The 18,046-nt window shown below is 66.3% G+C and carries 13 protein-coding genes and 2 pseudogenes; 9 read left to right on the forward strand and 6 right to left on the reverse strand.

The window, feature by feature from the left end; genetic code table 11:
- From A9K58_RS05820 to A9K58_RS05840, 5 genes and pseudogenes are all read left to right on the forward strand, one after another.
- Window positions 1-281 (forward strand): transposase (locus A9K58_RS05820; protein WP_155760440.1); only part of this gene is annotated, 281 nt, incomplete at its 5' end.
- A 152-nt stretch (window positions 282-433) separates the two neighbouring features.
- Entirely contained in the window at window positions 434-937 is a 504-nt protein-coding gene (locus A9K58_RS05825; protein WP_065198460.1) for an RNA polymerase sigma factor, read from the forward strand.
- Window positions 938-970: 33 nt separating this feature from the next.
- A pseudogene (locus A9K58_RS05830) lies at window positions 971-1,966 on the forward strand (sensor histidine kinase); the annotation flags it as partial.
- 65 nt (window positions 1,967-2,031) lie between these two features.
- Window positions 2,032-2,373 (forward strand): type II toxin-antitoxin system prevent-host-death family antitoxin, encoded by a 342-nt coding sequence (locus A9K58_RS05835; RefSeq protein ID WP_065198462.1) that lies wholly within the window; start codon window positions 2,032-2,034, stop codon window positions 2,371-2,373.
- Between the two features lie 3 nt (window positions 2,374-2,376).
- Window positions 2,377-3,000: an ATPase gene (locus A9K58_RS05840; RefSeq protein WP_065198463.1), complete on the forward strand. Its 624-nt coding sequence runs from the start codon at window positions 2,377-2,379 to the stop codon at window positions 2,998-3,000.
- Between the two features lie 50 nt (window positions 3,001-3,050).
- On the opposite strand, the gene A9K58_RS05845 is transcribed toward A9K58_RS05840, so the two are convergent.
- Window positions 3,051-3,740: a hypothetical protein gene (locus A9K58_RS05845; protein WP_065198464.1), complete on the reverse strand. Its 690-nt coding sequence runs from the start codon at window positions 3,738-3,740 to the stop codon at window positions 3,051-3,053.
- 119 nt (window positions 3,741-3,859) lie between these two features.
- Between A9K58_RS05845 and A9K58_RS05850 the strand changes: the two genes are divergently transcribed.
- Window positions 3,860-4,456 carry a hypothetical protein gene (locus tag A9K58_RS05850; protein ID WP_065198465.1) on the forward strand — a complete coding sequence of 199 codons (597 nt, stop codon included), beginning with the start codon at window positions 3,860-3,862 and terminating at the stop codon, window positions 4,454-4,456.
- A gap of 33 nt (window positions 4,457-4,489) precedes the next feature.
- Here A9K58_RS05850 and proP read toward each other — a convergent pair whose 3' ends face one another.
- The gene (gene proP / locus A9K58_RS05855; protein ID WP_065198466.1) at window positions 4,490-5,977 is read right to left on the reverse strand and encodes a glycine betaine/L-proline transporter ProP; all 1,488 of its coding nucleotides are present in this window, start codon (window positions 5,975-5,977) and stop codon (window positions 4,490-4,492) included.
- A 566-nt stretch (window positions 5,978-6,543) separates the two neighbouring features.
- Here proP and A9K58_RS05860 point away from each other — a divergent pair.
- Window positions 6,544-6,960, forward strand: a complete 417-nt coding sequence (locus tag A9K58_RS05860) for a baeRF12 domain-containing protein (protein WP_065198467.1) — start codon at window positions 6,544-6,546, stop codon at window positions 6,958-6,960.
- Between the two features lie 5 nt (window positions 6,961-6,965).
- A complete protein-coding gene (locus tag A9K58_RS05865) occupies window positions 6,966-7,289 on the forward strand; it encodes a thioredoxin family protein (protein ID WP_065198468.1) in 324 nt (107 codons plus the stop codon).
- Window positions 7,290-7,311: 22 nt separating this feature from the next.
- Here the strand turns inward: A9K58_RS05865 and A9K58_RS05870 are convergent, their stop codons facing one another.
- From A9K58_RS05870 to A9K58_RS05885, 4 genes and pseudogenes are all read right to left on the reverse strand, one after another.
- The gene (locus tag A9K58_RS05870) at window positions 7,312-7,902 is read right to left on the reverse strand and encodes an NUDIX hydrolase (protein ID WP_065198469.1); all 591 of its coding nucleotides are present in this window, start codon (window positions 7,900-7,902) and stop codon (window positions 7,312-7,314) included.
- A gap of 165 nt (window positions 7,903-8,067) precedes the next feature.
- Window positions 8,068-10,401 (reverse strand): annotated as a pseudogene (locus A9K58_RS20110) (autotransporter family protein).
- Window positions 10,402-10,473: 72 nt separating this feature from the next.
- Complete coding sequence (locus A9K58_RS05880; RefSeq protein ID WP_065198470.1) at window positions 10,474-12,837, reverse strand: autotransporter family protein; 2,364 nt, start codon at window positions 12,835-12,837, stop codon at window positions 10,474-10,476.
- 96 nt (window positions 12,838-12,933) lie between these two features.
- Window positions 12,934-15,276 (reverse strand): autotransporter family protein, encoded by a 2,343-nt coding sequence (locus A9K58_RS05885; protein ID WP_065198471.1) that lies wholly within the window; start codon window positions 15,274-15,276, stop codon window positions 12,934-12,936.
- 348 nt (window positions 15,277-15,624) lie between these two features.
- Between A9K58_RS05885 and A9K58_RS05890 the strand changes: the two genes are divergently transcribed.
- Complete coding sequence (locus A9K58_RS05890; protein ID WP_065198472.1) at window positions 15,625-17,976, forward strand: GH92 family glycosyl hydrolase; 2,352 nt, start codon at window positions 15,625-15,627, stop codon at window positions 17,974-17,976.
- Window positions 17,977-18,046 lie beyond the last annotated feature (70 nt).

The following is an 18,046-nucleotide window of genomic DNA, read 5'->3' on the forward strand; positions in this document are numbered from 1 at the left end:
AAGCCATAGCATCACTGGTGGGTTTGGCCCCGATGAACCGCGAAAGTGGCACTTGGCAGGGTCAGCGACGCATCAGTGGTGGGCGCGCGGTGGTGCGCGAAGCCCTTTACATGGCGGCCCTCACCGCCATCCGGTACGAGCCGAGACTGCGCGCGTTTTACGCTGGCTTGAAGGCCAAGGGCAAAGCGAGCAAGGTGGCGCTCGTGGCGGTTATGCGCAAAATGCTGGTAATCCTCAACGCCCGCAAGCGGGACGCCGAGGTGACCCCCGGCTGCCCCTGACAAGACAGTTGCTACTGGACCTGCGCCCCGGTAGCTCCGCCATGCGTGCATGATGTCGGGGCGCGGCTTGCCGCCCACGGCCGCGCAGCCCACAATCCACGCCCGGACCGTCGCCATCACGCCCATCATTCCCCGGTCCGGCCTTGGCACCTATGTCTCCCAATGCCCTGGCGCTGGTCGAGCTGCTGATCCGCGAGCGCCGTGCGCTGTCCCGCTTCATCGCGCGCTATCTCGACCCGGCCAGTACCGAGGACATCCTGCAGAACCTGTATCTGAAGGCCAGCAGCGTGCCCGGCGACCCGCCCATCCTGGAGCCGCGCGGCAATCTGTACCGGATGGCCTACCATCACGCGCTCAACCGCAGCCAGGCCGAGGCCCGCGAACGACGTACCGTGGCCGAGTACGCCGCCGACATGGCCGAGGCCAGTCGCGATGGTGAGGCGCAGGCGCTGGACCAGGCGCAGTTGCGCGAGATCACCCAGACCATCCTGGCCCTGCCGGCCCAGGTGCGCGAGTGCTTCGTGCTTAACCGCTACCTGGGTTTGAGTGAGCGTGAAATCGCCACGCGCCAGGAAATCTCCAAGAGCCTGGTCGGCAAGCATGTGCTGCGCGCAGCGCTGCTGATCCAGCAACAGCAGCAGGGAATGCGTCGATGAGCGGCGATTGCCGTGGGCAGATCGCGCCCGCCGTTGTCGGTGGGTGTCTGCATTGTCGACGCCGACGGCAACCTGCAGCTGTCCAACGACCAGATGCGCACCTATCTTTCCACCGGCAAGGTGCCCTCCACGGATCGCCCCAACCACTACCGGTGGCAGGGTACGCATCCCGATGGCACGGCCATTGAACCGCACGACTTTGCCATCGCCCGCGCGATCCGTGGCGAGACGGTCGTGCCGGGGCTGGAATTCCAGTATCTGCACGATGATGGCCGCCCGCGCTGGACCCGGGTCGCCGCCGCGCCGCTGCGCGATGGCAACGCCGAAGTGACCGGCGTGTTCGCCATTGCGGTGGACATCGACGACCTCAAGCGCGCCACCGAGCGCCAGTCGGTATTGCTGGCCGAACTGCAGCACCGGGTCCGCAACATCATGGCGACCGTTCATGCGCTCGCCTGGCGCAGCCGCGAATCGGTGGGCAGCGTCGAGGAGTATGCCGAACGCCTGTGCGGGCGGCTGATGTCGCTGGCACGTACACAGCGCCTGCTGACCCGTGGCGCCAATGCCGGCGTCTGCCTGCGCGGCATGCTCGACGGAGAAATCGCCGCCCAGGTCGCGTCGCCTGCCGTCTATCGGCTGGAGGGCGAGGACGTGCTGCTGCCGCCGAAGGCGGCGGAGGTGCTGTCGCTGGCCATCCACGAGCTGACCAGCAATGCGTTGCGCCATGGTGCGCTGGGCCACGCTGATGGCCGGATCGATGTGTCGTGGACCTTGCAGGCGGAGGACGGCGGGCCGTGGTTGAGCCTGCACTGGCGCGAGCGCCATGGGGGCGCCGGGCAGCGGGAGGCACCGCTCCAGCGTGGGCTGGGCCGGGCCCTGATCGAGCAGCGTGTGCCGTATGAACTGGCCGGCCGGGGGGAGTTGCGCTTCGGGCCGGAGGGGCTCGATGCGTGGATCCGCTTCCCGCTGCGGGAGCGCGGCAGCCTGCTGCAGACCGATGCGCCCGAGGCCGGGGTAGAGGGCAAATAGGCATTTATCCCCAATTTGGACAAATTGGGTATAGTGGCCCTGTCCATCCTGCCCTGGAGCCTGCCATGACCCTGCCACTGGATCTGCCCGGCCTTGAGAAGGCCCCGGCCTCGTCGGTGAAAACCCGTGGCTGGCCGAGCCTGATGCGCACCGTGCGCGAGAAGCAGGCACTGGTCATCACCAACCACAACCATCCCGAAGCGGTGATCGTGGACATCCGCACCTACCAGGAGCTGCTGGCCAAGGCCGCCGAGGGGGACGCCGGCGAGCGCAGCGAGGAGTTGTTGCGCCTGCGCGGCGCGTTCGACCAGACCCTGGCCAGCCTGCAGCAGGGGGAGGGCCTGGGCAAGGTGCTGGGCCAGCCGATCCGCCGCGGCCGCAAGGTCGTGCTCGGCCGTTCGCTCTGACCGATGGGGCGGATCCTGGTGCTTGCCGGCGTCAATGGCGCCGGCAAGAGTTCGCTGTTGGGCACGTGGCTGGAAGCCGAGGGGCTGAGCTGGTTCAACCCTGATTCGTTTACCCGTCGCCTGGTCGAGGCCGGTTGGCCGCTGCCCGAGGCCAACGCCGAGGCCTGGCAGGAAGGGACGCGACGGTTGCGCCAGGCCATGGCCGGCGATAGCGATTTCGCCTTCGAGACCACGCTGGGGGGAAACACCATTCCCCGCCTGTTGCGAGAGGCCTGCGACCATCACCACGTGGCGATCTGGTTCTGCGGCCTGGCCACGGTTGAACTGCACATCGCCCGCGTTGCCGCGCGGGTGGCCGCCGGTGGCCACGACATCCCGGTGGAGAAGATCCAGGCGCGCTTCGATTCGGCACGCGAGAACCTGTTGGCGCTGCTGCCGCACCTGGCCGAACTGCATGTCTACGACAACAGTGCACCGGCCGATGCTGCGGGGTGCGCCGAGCCCCTGCCGGTGCTGGCGATGGCGCATGGGCAGCTGCAGTATCCGGTTTCGGTGGCCGAACTGTTGCACACCCCGGACTGGGCCAAGCCCATCGTGATGCGCGCGATGGAACTCAACACGCTGTAGCCGAGCCCATGCTCGGCGGCCTTCTCAGGCCCGGCGAACATGGAACCGCCCTAGGGCACGTAGCTCATCTCCGCCTGGAAGCGCAGCAGCTCGCTGCGTGCCTGCTGCACCAGCCCCGAGGGCAGCACGACGTCCGGCAGTGCCCCTGCGGCCGCGAACGACGTCACCGGGCGCATCAGCAGGTACTGTGTGGCCGGGCCACCGATGCGCAGGCGGTACCAGCTCTGCCGCCCTTTGCCCGTCGCGGCCTGTGTGGTGATTGCACGTTCGAATGCGGCCTCCTGCCCGGGCCAGACCTCATACGTGTCCAGTGCGAGGAAAGGCGAGGTATCCGGCACCGGCGCCCCCCGGCTGGCGGCCTCGATGCGCATGAAGATGCCATGGCTGCGGAAGTCGGCATGCGGGGTGACGTTCACCGCATTGTCGGCGGCATCGGCGGCGGGCGCGACGGCATGGTCGAAGTCCTGCAGCGCGTGTCCAAAGGTGCCATCCATGAACTGGCCAAGCCGGTCGCCGAGCACGAACGTCCAGCCGTACCAGGTCCAGGTGTCGCGGTTGTCCCTGTGCCAGCCAAGGTGGCGCTGGTAGCCGGTCGCGAAGGCGTCCGCCTGGCCCGGCTTGGGTTGCAGCGTGACGATGCGCGCATAGGGCCCGGACGCGGTCCCGGCGAATGCGGCCTGCGGGAGCGCCGGGAGACAGAGCAGCAGCGCGAACACGGCACGACGCAATGCAAAGGGCATGGTTCCTCCACGCTTGGACCGGTGGGCGAACGATAGCAGCACGGGCCGGACGTGCGGAGGGGCCCGCATCGCCCGCCAGGCCGTTGCAGTATGCTGCGGATACATTCAAGGAGGATGTCATGCACGGATCCGCAGTTCTCCATTCAGCCCCGATGCGCCTGGCGTTGGCCCTGCTGGCGTTGTCCAGCCTGCCGGCCGCAGTCGCGGCGGTCCCACCGCCCAGCCTGGTGCAGGCGTTCCACGCAGCCGAGGCCAATCTCCGGCGCATTCCGGGCGACGACATCGAATCGGATTTCCGCCCAGTCTGGACCGGCGTTGCCGATCTGGATGGCGACGGTCAGGCCGAGGTCGTGTACTTCTACACCTCCACCTACAGCGGTGGAACCTTCGCGCAGAGCAATAGGGTGGCGGTGATGACGGCCCTGGCGGCGAACGACCCGCGTGGCCAGGAGAATCCGAAGAGCCTGTCGCCGGTCGATGCCGAGGATTACGCCGCCATCCGCAGGTACGGCTATGGCGATGATGCGAAGTTGCAGATTCCCGGCGCCGTGCAATCGCTTCGCATCGAAGGCGGCCGGATCATGGTCAATTTCAGGGTCACCGCCGGGGCCACCGTCTGCGAATGGAAGCGCCCGAACGAGCGCGACTGTCCCCCCGAGGGCGACTACACCTGGACCCTGCGCTGGACGCCGGGAACACTGGCCCGCGTGCCGTAGCGCCGGGCGCGTGCCCGACGCAGGGTGCGGTCATCAGGCGGGCTTCACCTGCTCGGCCTCCACCGCCTCCGGCAGCGGGGGCAGGGCGGGGTCCACGGTTACCGGCACATCACTCTTCAGCAGTGCAGCGGCTTCCTTGTCGCTGCCGACCGCCGGCGGCGAACCGCGCAGCGGCAGGCCGGCGGTTTCCTTCACGAACAGCATGGTCACCAGGCCGATCACGGCCGCACCCATCAGGTAGTAGGCCGGCACCAGCGGATCGCCCGTGCGTTCCACCAGCCACGCCGTCAACAGGGGCGTGGTGCCACCAAACAGCGACACGGACACGTTGAAGGCGATCGACAGCGCGCTGTAGCGCACCGGGGTATAGAACAGCGCCGGCAGCGTGGACGGCATCGAACTGGTGAAGCACACCAGCGCCAGGCCCAGCAGCATCAGGCCGAGGAAGATCAGCCCGTCGTGGCCGCTGCCGACCAGCAGCAGGCACGGTACCGCCAGCACCAGCAGCGCGATGCAGGCGCCGATGATCATCGGGCGACGGCCCAGCTTGTCGCTGAACACCCCGCCGACGATGTTCAGCGGCATCATCACCAGCATCACGATGATGATCAGCAGCAGGCCCTTGCTTTCGGCATAGCCCATGGTGACGCTGAGGTAGCTGGGCATGTAGGTCAGCAGCATGTAATCGGTGACGTTGAACACCAGTACCAGGCCCATGCAGACCAGCAGCTGGCGCCCGTGCACCCGGAACAGTGCGCCCAGCCCGGGGCGGTCGTGCTCGCGCTTCTCCGCTTCATCGGCGAAGGCACGGAAGGCCGGGGTTTCTTCCAGCTTCATGCGCATGTACAGGCCGAGCAGGCCCAGCGGGCCGGCTACCAGGAACGGGATGCGCCAACCCCAGTCCAGCATCTGCTCGCTGCCCAGCAACATGTGCAGCGCGGTCACCGTACCGGCGCCGGCGATGTAGCCGCCCAGCGTGCCGAACTCCAGCCAGCTGCCCATCAGGCCGCGATTGCGGTCGGTGGAATATTCGGCGATGAACGTGGCCGCGCCGCCGTACTCGCCCCCGGTGGAGAAGCCCTGTACCACGCGTGCCAGCAGCAACAGCGCCGGTGCCCAGAGGCCGATGCGCTCATAGGAGGGAATCAGGCCGATCGCAAACGTGCCCAGCGCCATCAGGATCATGGTGAAGGCCAGCACTTTCTGGCGGCCGTAGCGATCACCCAGCGGGCCGAACACCAGCCCACCCAGTGGCCGTACCAGGAACGCTACGGTGAAAGTGGCGAACGCGGCGATCACCTGCGCGGTCGGATTGCTGGACGGAAAGAACACCTGGCCGAGGGTGACGGCCAGATAGCCGTAGACACCGAAGTCGAACCACTCCATGGCATTGCCGAGTGCGGCGGCGCCGACGGCGCGCTTGAGCATGGGGGTGTCGACAACGGTGATCTCGTCGACCTTGAGGTGGCGGCGGCGCTTGAACCAGCCGAAATGGGCATGTGCCTCGGGTGTGTCCTGCATGGAGGGCTCCCTTGTAGGTATGGAATCGGGGAATGGGCGGTAGGTGATGTGTCCCGGAAAATCGGAAACGGCGATGCAGGCGCAAGCGGCGCAGGGGCATCGGGGGCGGCGTGGGGCCGGGAAATGTGGGCAGGCCGAACGCCACGCGCACGGCAAGGCACGGCCGCAGGGCCGGAAGCGTGGCAACGGCCTCACGACGGCGCGCGATCAGCGCCGGAAGTCACAGCGTCGTGGGAGATGCAGGCAGCATGCCCGCAGGCGTCATCCGCCGGGATCCAGCGCGAGGCGATGGAAGTGCACGGCGGGAGCATTGGCAAGTGAAGCGCCGGTCGGCAGTGCTTCCCGCGTAACAGGTGTGCCCGTTACGTAGTAGGTCGTGTCGATCATCCGTTCATGATAGCTGCTTCGACGTGAGCGTGCGGCGAAGCGGGCTGATCTGCACGCTGTGTTCCACGTCGCCTGTTCATGCCGGCGTGATGCTGACGCAGGTTCAACATCGCTTGGCCGCGCCGCTCACGCCTTGCTGTCTAGGGTGGAGGCAAACGCCCTGCAGAAGGAGAAGCGCAATGACCCGTCGCATTCCCGAAGGCACGCTCATCGTCGTTGCCGACGCCGGCTCGGCCCGCGTGTTCATCAACGTGGGAAACGAGCATCGGCTGGCGTTGAAGCAGGAAGGCGAACTGCGCCTGCAGGACCTCAGTGAGCATGGCATCTCCGGGCAGGGGCCGGGAGGCACCGTACCGAAGGACATGTCCGTCTCCCAGCTCAACGAAGCAACCTTTGCCAAGCAGGTGGCCGAGCAGCTCAACGAGGATGCATTGAACAACCGCTATCGGCATCTGGTGCTGGTCGCAGACCCGACCACGCTGGGACGCATCCGTCCCCTCCTGCACAAGGAAGCGCAGGCGCGCCTGCTCGGCGATATCGCCAAGGACCTGACCAACGTGCCGCTGGAAGACATCCAACGCACGCTCGCGGGGTAAGCCGGATGCCCTTCATGCGTGACCCGCTTTCCCGGGAGCCAAGCCGTGCGGATGTCGAGGCGCAGGCGGGTTGGCACCTGCTCGAATTCGGCGCGACCTGGTGCGGTCATTGCCAAGTGGCGCAGCCTGCGCTGCAGGCATTTGTGGGTGCCAGCGATCTTCTCCATTCGAAGATCGAAGACGGCAAGGGCAAGCCGCTGGGCCGCTCCTTCAAGGTGAAACTGTGGCCGACCCTCGTGCTGCTGCATGACGGGAAGGAGGTCGCGCGAGTGGTTCGCCCGGTGTCCAGCGCGGACCTGGCCACGCTGCAGGGCGCGTTGCCGGGGTGATGGGCGCCGGTAGCCAGCGCCACTATCGCAACGGATAGAACGGTTCGACCAGTCGCGTGCCGGTCGCCTTGTCGCCCTCGAACGACAGCTCGAAGGCGCCGCCCCACAGGGTTCCGGGATGGTCGAGCACCTGCAGCGTTTCCATGCGCAGCGATGGCATGCCGATCAGTGCCGCCGCCTCATCGCGGGTGACCCAACGGTACGCCTTGTCGGCGGTCGCGGCCGGGGGCTGGCCAGCGCGCAGCTCGGCGCGGTAATGCTGGCGGAAGGACACCGCATCGTGCGCCGGGTCCGGCGGGTCTTCGTTGAATCGATAGCTGAAGATGCCGGCCAGCCTGACCGCGGAGATCTGCAGGCCAAGCTCCGCAGCCAGCCCCCGCAGCGCCTGTTGCAGGCTCTGCTTGCGATTGGCGCGCACCGCGGGGGTCATCCAGCCACTCGGGTTGCGCTCCAGCAGCAGCCGGCCCTGGTCGTCGGTGACCAGCAGGCGCAGGATGGTGTAATCATCCTGCGGCGCCCGGGCGGAAGCCGGCACGGCCGGCGGCGCAGCCAGGCATACCGCCGGGCCGAGCAGGCCTGCCATCACCATCCATCGTGCCACGCTGGCGACCATGCGTGCTCTCCCGGGTGTGCGCGCAGGGTAGGGCGGGGGCAGGGCGTTCGACAAGTACCGGACCCGCTTGCCGCGTAGCCCGGCAAGGGGCGGGCAATGCCGCCGACCGCTGCCTCCGCCCGGGTCGGCGCGCAATGCACGCGGCCCCGGGTCGAAGGCAAGGCCCTACCAGCTGTAACTGACACCCACCTGCGCACTGGTCTGGTGATAGCCGCTGGCCTTCTGCAGCGACAGCCCGCCCCAGGCACCGATGCCGTTGCTGAACTTCACCGACGCGCCGCCGCTGAACTCGCCACGGCTGCGCGGCACGCGCGCATCGGCGATCTCGTCATCCATGCGGATCTGCGATTCGGCGCGGGTGTGCAGCCAGTTGGCGGCAAGGTACGGCTGCACCTCCGCCGCGCCATTGCCCCAGCGTGTCACGCCGGACAGGCGCAGGCCTGCACGCCCGAACACGCCATTGGCATTCTCGGTGCTCACCACCGTGCCGTTGGCCTCGGTGTGGCGGTTGCTGTCCCAGCGGCTGTAGCCCACCTGCAGCTGCGGCTCCAGGTAGATGCCGCCGTTGCTGGCACCGCCGACGCGGAACGCATACCCGGTCTCCACCGCACCCTGCCAGGCATGGCTGTCGTAGCGTTCCGTATCCAGGCCGATGCCTTGCACGCGGTTGCGGAACTGCGCGCGCTGCAGCGAGCCGTCCACATAGAAGCCTGCATACGGGTCGGCACCGTTGCCGCCGCGCCAGGTGCCGTAGATGCCCAGCGCTTCGCCCTTCACCTTGCCGCGGGCGTAGTAGCCGGTCAGCGCGTTGGTGGAGGTGCTGCTGGCGTTGCCGCTGGACAGCATCACGCCCACGCTGCTGCCCGAATCGTGACGCCACAGATCGGCACCGACGGTCAGTGCCTGGCTGTTGCCACGGATGTCGAGCTGGCGGCTGATGGCATCGAAGCCGTTGCGCGAGCCATCCACGCGCGCCCAGGCGCGGCCGGCATTCTGGCCGGCATGGCGATCGTGGTAACCCAGCCGGAACATGGTCTGCGCCGCCTACAGGTTGGCCAGGTAGGCGCCGGGCTCGGGGCGCAGCACCGGCTCCGGATCGACCGGATTGCACTCGGGCAGGCTCGGATCGACCACGCACGGATCCGGCTGGGTCGGCAGCTGCGAGCGCAGGTACCAGTTGCCGTCGGCGCCGGTGCCCTTGTGCAGGAAGTACTCGTACTGGCCACCCACCGCGCGGCCGGCCAGGTTGAACTGGCCGTTGGAAGCGCCGCCGACCTGGATCAGTTCGATGCCCTTGTCGGTCTGAGCACCGGCGCCGCCGACATTGTTGACGCGTACGTTGGCCGTGCCGCTGGTGTCACCGCCGATGATCAGCTTGTCGGTGGCTGCGTCGTCGCCGGCCAGTACGGTGTTGAAGATGATCGTGCCATCGGCACCGCTGAAGTTGCCAGCCACGTTCAGGGTGTGGAAGGCCGAGCCGTCGCCGAGGGACACGGTGCCGTTACCGAGGCTGAGCGTGCCGACCGAGGAGTTGCCGGTCATGTTCCAGGTAGCCGTGTCCAGCGTGGTACTGGTGACGTTGGTCATGACGCCGGTCAGTACCGCGCCATTGGAAAGCTCGGCGTGCAGCTGCGAGGTTGCATCGGCACGAAGCGTACCCTGCAGTTGTGACGCGCCGACGTTCAGATTCAGCGTACCGCCATCGACGGCTTCAGCAATCACGCCATTGCCGCCGCTTACAGTGCTGCCGTTTAGAACGTTGACAGTGGTTGGGGCGATGATCCCTGCACCACTGACAACAATGCCCGAGCCGTTTCGACCGGCGACGCGTGACTTGTCGATGGTGAGGACGTTGTCACTGATCGGACTGGTGGGAGTTCCCCCGATGTCCTTCACAACGATGCCGTTCTCATCTCCTGCAATTGCGGAACCATTGGTGATGTTGACGTTGGAATTGGAGAAGACCGCCAGACCGGACGAGATTTCGGGCGGAAGGAGGCCGGCTCCGATGCCGATTCCATCAATCGTTGTGTTGCTTAGCGCCAGCACGCCACCCTGAACATAGCTGCCGATCCCTTGGCCGGCGATGCTCGAGTCAGTGACCGTTGCGGTGCCGGCAGCACCACCAGTGATACGACCGGTTACCGCCAAACCCGCAGCGCGGTTGTTCTGGATCCGGGTGCCAGCGATCGTTGCGCTGGAGGAGGCAATCTGGACGGCGGCAAATGACTGGCTGGCGATGACTGCCGCCCCCGTCATGGCAAGCGTGGATCCGTCGCTGATGCCTACGGATGTGGCGGCGCTGCCGGTGTTGAACGTCAGTGTGGCGCCGTGGGCAGACCAGCCTTCAATGGGGTCTCCGGCATTGACTGTTGCGCTTTCACCCGGGTTGAGGGTGCCGGCCTGGCTGGGACCGGCAACGGCAAGGCTGGCGGCAATGGCCAACGCAAGGGAACGGCGAACAGCAATCTTCATGGAAAGTCTCCTGCGGACCGCCATCGAAGCGGTCCGCGAAAGGTCATGTGCATCGGCTGGGAGAGGCCGGTGTCGCCCGGTCTCCTGCCGCAGGGGTCACCAGCTGTAAGTCACACCTACCTGCGCATTGGTCTGGTGATAGCCGCTGGCCTTCTGCAGCGACAGCCCGCCCCAGGCAGCGATGCCGTTGCTGAACTTCACCGACGCGCCGCCACTGAACTCGCCACGGCTGCGCGGGATGCGTGCATCGGCGATCTCGTCATCCATGCGGATCTGCGATTCGGCGCGGGTGTGCAGCCAGTTGGCAGCAAGGTACGGCTGCACCTCCGCCGCGCCATTGCCCCAGCGGGTCACGCCGGACAGGCGCAGGCCTGCACGCCCGAACAGGCCATTGGCATTCTCGGTGCTCACCACCGTGCCGTTGGCCTCGGTGTGGCGATTGCTGTCCCAGCGGCTGTAGCCCACCTGCAGCTGCGGCTCCAGGTAGATGCCGCTATTGCTGGCACCGCCGACGCGGAACGCGTAGCCGGTTTCCACCGCCCCCTGCCAGGCACGGCTGTCGTAGCGTTCCGTATCCAGGCCGATGCCTTCCACACGGTTGCGGAACTGCGCGCGCTGCACCGAGCCGTCCACATAGAAGCCTGCATACGGGTCGGCACCGTTGCCGCCGCGCCAGGTGCCGTAGATGCCCAGCGCTTCGCCCTTCACCTTGCCGCGGGCGTAGTAGCCGGTCAGCGCGTTGGTGGAGGTGCTGCTGGCGTTGCCGCTGGACAGCATCACGCCCACGCTGCTGCCCGAATCGTGACGCCACAGATCGGCACCGACGGTCAGTGCCTGGCTGTTGCCACGGATGTCGAGCTGGCGGCTGATGGCATCGAAGCCGTTGCGCGAGCCATCCACGCGCGCCCAGGCGCGGCCGGCATTCTGGCCGGCATGACGATCGTGGTAACCCAGCCGGAACATGGTCTGCGCGGCCTGCAGGTTGGCCAGGTAGGCGCCGGGTTCGGGGCGCAGCACCGGCTCCGGATCGACCGGATTGCACTCGGGCAGGCTCGGATCGACCACGCATGGGTCGGGCTGGGTCGGCAGCTGCGAGCGCAGGTACCAGTTGCCGTCGGCGCCGGTGCCCTTGTGCAGGAAGTACTCGTACTGGCCACCCACCGCGCGGCCGGCCAGGTTGAACTGGCCGTTGGAAGCGCCGCCGACGGAGATCAGCTCGATGCCCTTGTCGGTCTGCGCACCCGCGCCGCCGACATTGTTGACGCGCACGTTGGCCGTGCCGCTGGTGTCACCGCCGATGATCAGCTTGTCGGTGGCTGCGTCGTCGCCGGCCAGCACGGTGTTGAAGATGATCGTGCCATCGGCACCGCTGAAGTTGCCGGCCACGTTTAGGGTGTGGAAGGCGGAGCCGTCGCCGAGGGCGACGACGCCACCGTTGCCGACACTCAGGCTCGCTACATCGCTGTTCTTGTTGAGCTGCCACTGGCCACCCTGGCTGAGTGCGACGTCGATTGCCCCGGTAATGCCGCCGACCAGCGATGCGTTGTCGCGCAGTGCCAGCGAACCGGTTGCCCCGGCACCGGCGCGGAGATCGCCGCGCAACTGGCTGTTGCTTGCATCTACGTCTGCGTGGACCTTCAGCGCAGGGGTACTGGTATTGGACTGGATGTCAATCAGAACACCGTTGCCAGCGACCAGCTCGGCGCCGTTGCGCAGAGTGATATCCACATCGGTGTCACTTCTGAAGCTGGGCCCCACATAGATCGCGCTGCCCGTCGTCCCTTCCAGGCGTGAGCCGTCCAGAACCAGCGTTGAGGGCTGCGCGGTGAACCCGGCCATCTGTGTGGAAACCAGGTATGCACCATGCAGATCGCCACGGACGGAAGAACTGCTCTGGATCACCGCGCCGCCTGCCTCGACCCATAGGCCGACACCGTTGTTGGGATCGTTGGGCAGGCTGGGGTCGGCCTTGCCGATCAGCGTGGAGCCAGAGACGGCTAGCTGACCGTTGCCATTGACCAGCGCGGCGGCCTGCAGCCCCTCTACCGTCGACGCATCCAGGGTTACCGTCGAGTGGGGTGCGCTTGGGCTACTCAGATTCGTACCCAGCGCGAGGCCATAGCCGGCGTCATTGTGGATGCTGCTGCGAAGAAAGCTGGCATTGGAATTAACGATGCTGATCAGCTCGAAGGGGGCGCTACCAGAGAGCTGGGCATCGGTAGCGTTGAGCGTGCTTTGTTCCCGGATACTGACGAGCCCTGCGGTCGCACCCGCAGCAAGGTTGAGGGTAGAGGCACCATACACCTGCCAATCTTCCTTGGCATCGCCAGCGACGACTGTGTGGCTGGCACCGCCGCCAAGGTTGCCGGCGACAGCGGGCGCTGCCATGCAGAGTGACAGTGCGGTGGCCAGCAGGCACGGTGCGAACTGGGTGGGGGAACGGCGAACAGCAATCTTCATGGAAAGTCTCCTGCGGACCGCCATCGAAGCGGTCCGCGAAAGGTCATGTGCATCGGCTGGGAGAGGCCGGTGTCGCCCGGTCTCCTGCCGCAGGGGTCACCAGCTGTAAGTCACACCTACCTGCGCACTGGTCTGGTGATAGCCGCTGGCCTTCTGCAGCGACAGCCCGCCCCAGGCACCAATGCCGTTGGCAAACTTCACCGACGCGCCGCCGCTGAACTCGCCACGGCTGCGCGGCACGCGCGCATCGGCGATCTCGTCATCCATGCGGATCTGCGATTCGGCGCGGGTGTGCAGCCAGTTGGCGGCAAGGTACGGCTGCACCTCCGCCGCGCCATTGCCCCAGCGTGTCACGCCGGACAGGCGCAGGCCTGCACGCCCGAACACGCCATTGGCATTCTCGGTGCTCACCACCGTGCCGTTGGCCTCGGTGTGGCGGTTGCTGTCCCAGCGGCTGTAGCCCACCTGCAGCTGCGGCTCCAGGTAGATGCCGCCGTTGCTGGCACCGCCGACGCGGAACGCATACCCGGTTTCCACCGCACCCTGCCAGGCACGGCTGTCGTAGCGTTCCGTATCCAGGCCGATGCCTTGCACGCGGTTGCGGAACTGCGCGCGCTGCAGCGAGCCGTCCACATAGAAGCCTGCATACGGGTCGGCACCGTTGCCGCCGCGCCAGGTGCCGTAGATGCCCAGCGCCTCGCCCTTCACCTTGCCGCGGGCGTAGTAGCCGGTCAGCGCGTTGGTGGAGGTGCTGCTGGCGTTGCCGCTGGACAGCATCACGCCCACGCTGCTGCCCGAATCGTGACGCCACAGATCGGCACCGACGGTCAGTGCCTGGCTGTTGCCACGGATGTCGAGCTGGCGGCTGATGGCATCAAAGCCGTTGCGCGAGCCATCCACGCGCGCCCAGGCGCGGCCGGAGTTCTGGCCGGCGTTGCGATCGTGGTAGCCCAGGCGGAATATCGTCTGTGCGGCCTGCAGGTTGGCCAGGTAGGCGCCGGGCTCGGGGCGCAGTACCGGCTCCGGATCGACCGGATTGCACTCGGGCAGGCTCGGATCGACCACGCATGGGTCGGGCTGGGTCGGCAGCTGCGAGCGCAGGTACCAGTTGCCGTCGGCGCCGGTACCCTTGTGCAGGAAGTACTCGTACTGGCCACCCACCGCGCGGCCGGCCAGGTTGAACTGGCCATTGGACGCGCCGCCGACGGAGATCAGCTCAATGCCCTTGTCGGTCTGCGCACCGGCGCCGCCGACATTGTTGACGCGCACGTTGGCCGTGCCGCTGGTGTCGCCGCCGATGATCAGCTTGTCGGTGGCTGCGTCGTCGCCGGCCAGTACGGTGTTGAAGACGATCGTGCCATCGGCGCCGCTGAAGTTGCCAGCCACGTTTAGGGTGTGGAAGGCGGAGCCATCACCCAGCGAGACCGTGCCTCCGCTGGCCACGTCCAACTGGGCCACAGTGCTGGCACCGGTCAGCTGCCAGTAGCCTTCATTACCGATGCTAGCCTGGTTGACCCCAATGAACCTGCCATTGATGCGACCGCCATTGGACAGTGCGACATTGCCGGTGCTGCCGTCATTGGCCACCATCACATTGCCTTCGAGCACAGTGCCCTCGACATTGAAGTTGGCTGTTGTACTTCGCGTGGTGCCCACTCCCTGCTCGACGGTGATCAGGTTCCCGTCTCCACCGCTGAGGGTTGCACCATTGCGAACGAAAATGTTGGTGGTGGAAAGGGTGCCGGTGCCGCTCGCGGCAGCATGAAGTGCACTGCCCGAAGTGGCAACGACTGTCGAATTGTCGATGATGACATCGCCATCCCCTGGGCGGGCCAGGCCGCCATCACCCAGCCTCAAGCTGATACCGTGCGACTCGCCGACGACCTGCGAGCCATTTTTCAAGGTAATGGCGCCGCCAAACGAAGTGATGGCGCCGTTCTGTCCTGTCACGCCGCTGCCGGTGACGCGAGTGTTGGAAAGCGAAAGGCTGCTTCCCGAGCTGACGGTCGCCGCGCGCCCTACACCGGAGATGCTGCTGTCGGTAAAGGTGGCGCTGGCACCAACCGTGGAAGTGGTAAATACCTGCAGCCTCAGAGCTTCTCCCCCGGTGTTGGTCAACGAGCCGCCGTTGAAGTTCGCCTTTGATTCTCCGCCGACGGCCAGCCCAGTATCACTTGCCGCGAGTATCGAGCCGCCCGTGACATTGAGTGTGGACTGGCTCTGCAGCACAGTAGCGTCGGCCACGCCGCCAGCGTGGATGTTCAGTGTCGAGGCATCCTGTACCCGCCAGGTCTCAATCGGATCGCCCGCATTGATGTCATGGGTCTGTCCGCCAATGAGATCTCCGGCGAATACCGGCATGGACAGGCAGAGTGCTAGTGAGTTGGCCAGCAGGCAGGGGGCGAGCAGGCGAGGGGAACGGCGAACAGCAATCTTCATGACGTGCTCCTGTTGGAATCAGAACCTCAGGAAAGAGGACCGCGTTCACTCGTCGGCGTTAATGAAGCGCCGAGATGTTGTGAAGCCCAGGTGATACCCGTGCCCTTTTCCGGCCCGCCCGACGCAAACTGCGCGAGAGATCACACAACGGCAGGAAATGTCGTCACTCGCTTTGCCGCGCCGTTTTGGGCACGGGGACAGTCTGGTGAAGGGGGATGGATCGATCCATGCAATTAATTGCAGTCTTCATTCGCCATAGGCTGTGTGATTGGAACCGTTCAGCCGCACCGCAACATGCGATGCCAGAACGCGGGTGCTAGGATCTGACCACCACCTGAATCGATCCAAATGCCGATGCCCACGCTGGACCGTCGTCTCCTGATCGCTTTTGCCGCGACCGCCATGCTTGCCTCTGGGGCCGCCTTGGCTGCCACGCCAAAAACCGCTGCCGAACGCGCTTATGCGTCGGTCGATCCTTTCATTGGTACCGGCGGCGAGGGCCATACCTACCCGGGGGCCACGGTGCCGTTCGGCATGGTCCAGCTCAGCCCGGACACGCGCATCCAGCCGCGCGAGAAGGCCTATGGCTGGGCAGCAGGCTATCGCTACGACGACAGCAGCATCGTCGGCTTCTCGCACACGCACTTCTCCGGCACCGGCCATTCGGACCTGGGCGACATCCTGCTGATGCCGTTTACCGGCAACCCCGGCCTGGAGCGCGGCGACGCGGAAAAGCCGCGCAGTGGCTATGCCTCGCGCTTCCGTCATGACGATGAAAAGGCCGAGCCGGGCTATTACGCGGTCACCCTCGATGACTACAAGGTGCGTGCCGAGCTGACCACCAGTGCGCGCGTGGGCGTGCATCGCTATGCCTTCCCCAAGGGCGCCGATGCCAAGGTGCTGCTGGACATGCGCACCAGCATGTACGACTACCCGGGCAAGGTGCTGTGGTCGCGGGTACGGGTGCGTGCCGACGGCACGGTCACGGGCTTCCGCGAAACCCGCGGCTGGGCGCCGGGCCGGCAGCTGTTCTTCGCGATGCGATTCTCACGCCCGCTGGCCGGGCATGAGTTGCACAACACCGAGCAGGACATCGTCTACAAGGGCTTCCCGCCGCCGGGCGAGAAGGATCCTGCGCAGCGCGCGCAGATCGAGGGCCGTCAGCTGGTCGGTACGTTCGCGTTCGGCAAGCTGGACGCGCCGCTGGTGGTCAAGGTGGCCATCTCGCCGGTCAGTGAAGCCGGTGCCATCGCCAACCTCGACGCGGAAGTGGCCGACTTCGATTTCGACCGCGTGCGTGCGCAGGCGAAGCAGGACTGGACGCAGGCGCTGTCGGTACTCGATATCGATGCCCCCGAGCATGCGCGGCGCAGTGCCTATACCGCGCTGTACCACACGATGCTGGGGCCGACGTTGTTCATGGATGCCGATGGCCAGTACCGCGGCCCGGACAATGCGGTGCACAAGGCGGATGGCTTCACGAACTACTCGACGTTCTCGCTGTGGGACACCTACCGCGCACTGCATCCGTTGCTGACGCTGGTGCAGCCGGAGAAACGCAACAGTGACTTCGTCAATTCGATGCTGGCGCACCATGAGCACAGTCCCTACGGCATGCTGCCGGTGTGGTCGTTCCATGGCCTGGAAGACTGGTGCATGATCGGCTATCACGCGGTGCCGGTGATCGCTGATGCCTATGTGAAGGGCATTCGCGGCTTCGACGCCGGCAAGGCATTGAAGGCGATGGTCGAGACCGCCAACTACGGCCCCTACGACGGTATCGCCCAGTACCGCGAGCTGGGCTACGTGCCGATCGACGAGGAAGGCGAAGCGGCCAGCAAGACACTGGAGTACGCCTTTGACGACTGGACCATTGCGCGCATGGCACAGGCGATGGGCAAGACCGATATCGCGGCCACCTTCGACAAGCGTGCAGGCAATTGGCGCAACGCCTTCGACAAGGACACCGGCTTCATGCGCGCACGCAAGCGCGATGGCAGCTTCCGCACGCCGTTCGATCCCAGCGCCAGCGGCTACGGCACCGACTACACCGAAGGCAACGCCTGGCAGTATTCCTGGTACGTGCCGCAGGACGTCGCCGGCCTGGCCGCAGTTCACGGCGGCAGCGACAAGCTGCTCGCGCGCCTGGACGAAGTGTTCAATGCCAAGGTCGATCCATCGATCTTCGCGCACATGGAGGACATTACCGGGCTGATCGGCTGGTACGCGCACGGCAACGAGCCCAGCCACCACGTAGCCTACCTGTATTCGTATGCCGGCCAGCCGTGGCGCACCCAGGCGCGGTTGAAGCAGATCATGGATACCCAGTACGCCGACCGCCCCGATGGCCTGGCCGGCAATGATGACGTCGGCCAGATGTCGGCCTGGTATGTGTTCACCGCGCTGGGCTTCTACCCGGTGGCGCCGGGCTCGGGCGAGTACATCCTTGGACGCCCGTTCCTGCCGAAGACCGCGATGCGCCTTCCCAACGGCAAGACCTTCACCATCGTGGCCGAGGGACTGGACGACAGGCATACCTACGTCGGCAGCGTGAGTCTCAACGGCAAGCCCCTGCGGCGCACCTTCCTGCGCCATGACGAGATCCTGGCCGGTGGTGAGTTGCGCTTCACCATGCAGGCCGAGCCGAACAAGGACTGGCCGGGGCAGGGCGCGCAGGCGCCGTATTCGATGAGCCGCTGATGCGCCGTTGGCGGCATACGGGGCCCCGCTTCTGGTAGATGCCAACCTTGGTGGGCACGCGGCGAGGCGC

Source organism: Stenotrophomonas maltophilia, assembly GCF_001676385.1.
GTDB lineage: Bacteria > Pseudomonadota > Gammaproteobacteria > Xanthomonadales > Xanthomonadaceae > Stenotrophomonas > Stenotrophomonas maltophilia_J.

What these genes read in the sequence shown, in the direction of transcription:
- A9K58_RS05825 (WP_065198460.1), top strand. Translation starts at nt 434, where the DNA reads ATGTCTCCCAATGCCCTGGCGCTGGTCGAGCTGCTGATCCGCGAGCGC.
- A9K58_RS05835 (WP_065198462.1), top strand. Translation starts at nt 2,032, where the DNA reads ATGACCCTGCCACTGGATCTGCCCGGCCTTGAGAAGGCCCCGGCCTCG.
- A9K58_RS05840 (WP_065198463.1), top strand. Translation starts at nt 2,377, where the DNA reads ATGGGGCGGATCCTGGTGCTTGCCGGCGTCAATGGCGCCGGCAAGAGT.
- A9K58_RS05845 (WP_065198464.1), bottom strand. Translation starts at nt 3,740, where the DNA reads ATGCCCTTTGCATTGCGTCGTGCCGTGTTCGCGCTGCTGCTCTGTCTC.
- A9K58_RS05850 (WP_065198465.1), top strand. Translation starts at nt 3,860, where the DNA reads ATGCACGGATCCGCAGTTCTCCATTCAGCCCCGATGCGCCTGGCGTTG.
- proP (WP_065198466.1), bottom strand. Translation starts at nt 5,977, where the DNA reads ATGCAGGACACACCCGAGGCACATGCCCATTTCGGCTGGTTCAAGCGC.
- A9K58_RS05860 (WP_065198467.1), top strand. Translation starts at nt 6,544, where the DNA reads ATGACCCGTCGCATTCCCGAAGGCACGCTCATCGTCGTTGCCGACGCC.
- A9K58_RS05865 (WP_065198468.1), top strand. Translation starts at nt 6,966, where the DNA reads ATGCCCTTCATGCGTGACCCGCTTTCCCGGGAGCCAAGCCGTGCGGAT.
- A9K58_RS05870 (WP_065198469.1), bottom strand. Translation starts at nt 7,902, where the DNA reads ATGGTCGCCAGCGTGGCACGATGGATGGTGATGGCAGGCCTGCTCGGC.
- A9K58_RS05880 (WP_065198470.1), bottom strand. Translation starts at nt 12,837, where the DNA reads ATGAAGATTGCTGTTCGCCGTTCCCCCACCCAGTTCGCACCGTGCCTG.
- A9K58_RS05885 (WP_065198471.1), bottom strand. Translation starts at nt 15,276, where the DNA reads ATGAAGATTGCTGTTCGCCGTTCCCCTCGCCTGCTCGCCCCCTGCCTG.
- A9K58_RS05890 (WP_065198472.1), top strand. Translation starts at nt 15,625, where the DNA reads ATGCCGATGCCCACGCTGGACCGTCGTCTCCTGATCGCTTTTGCCGCG.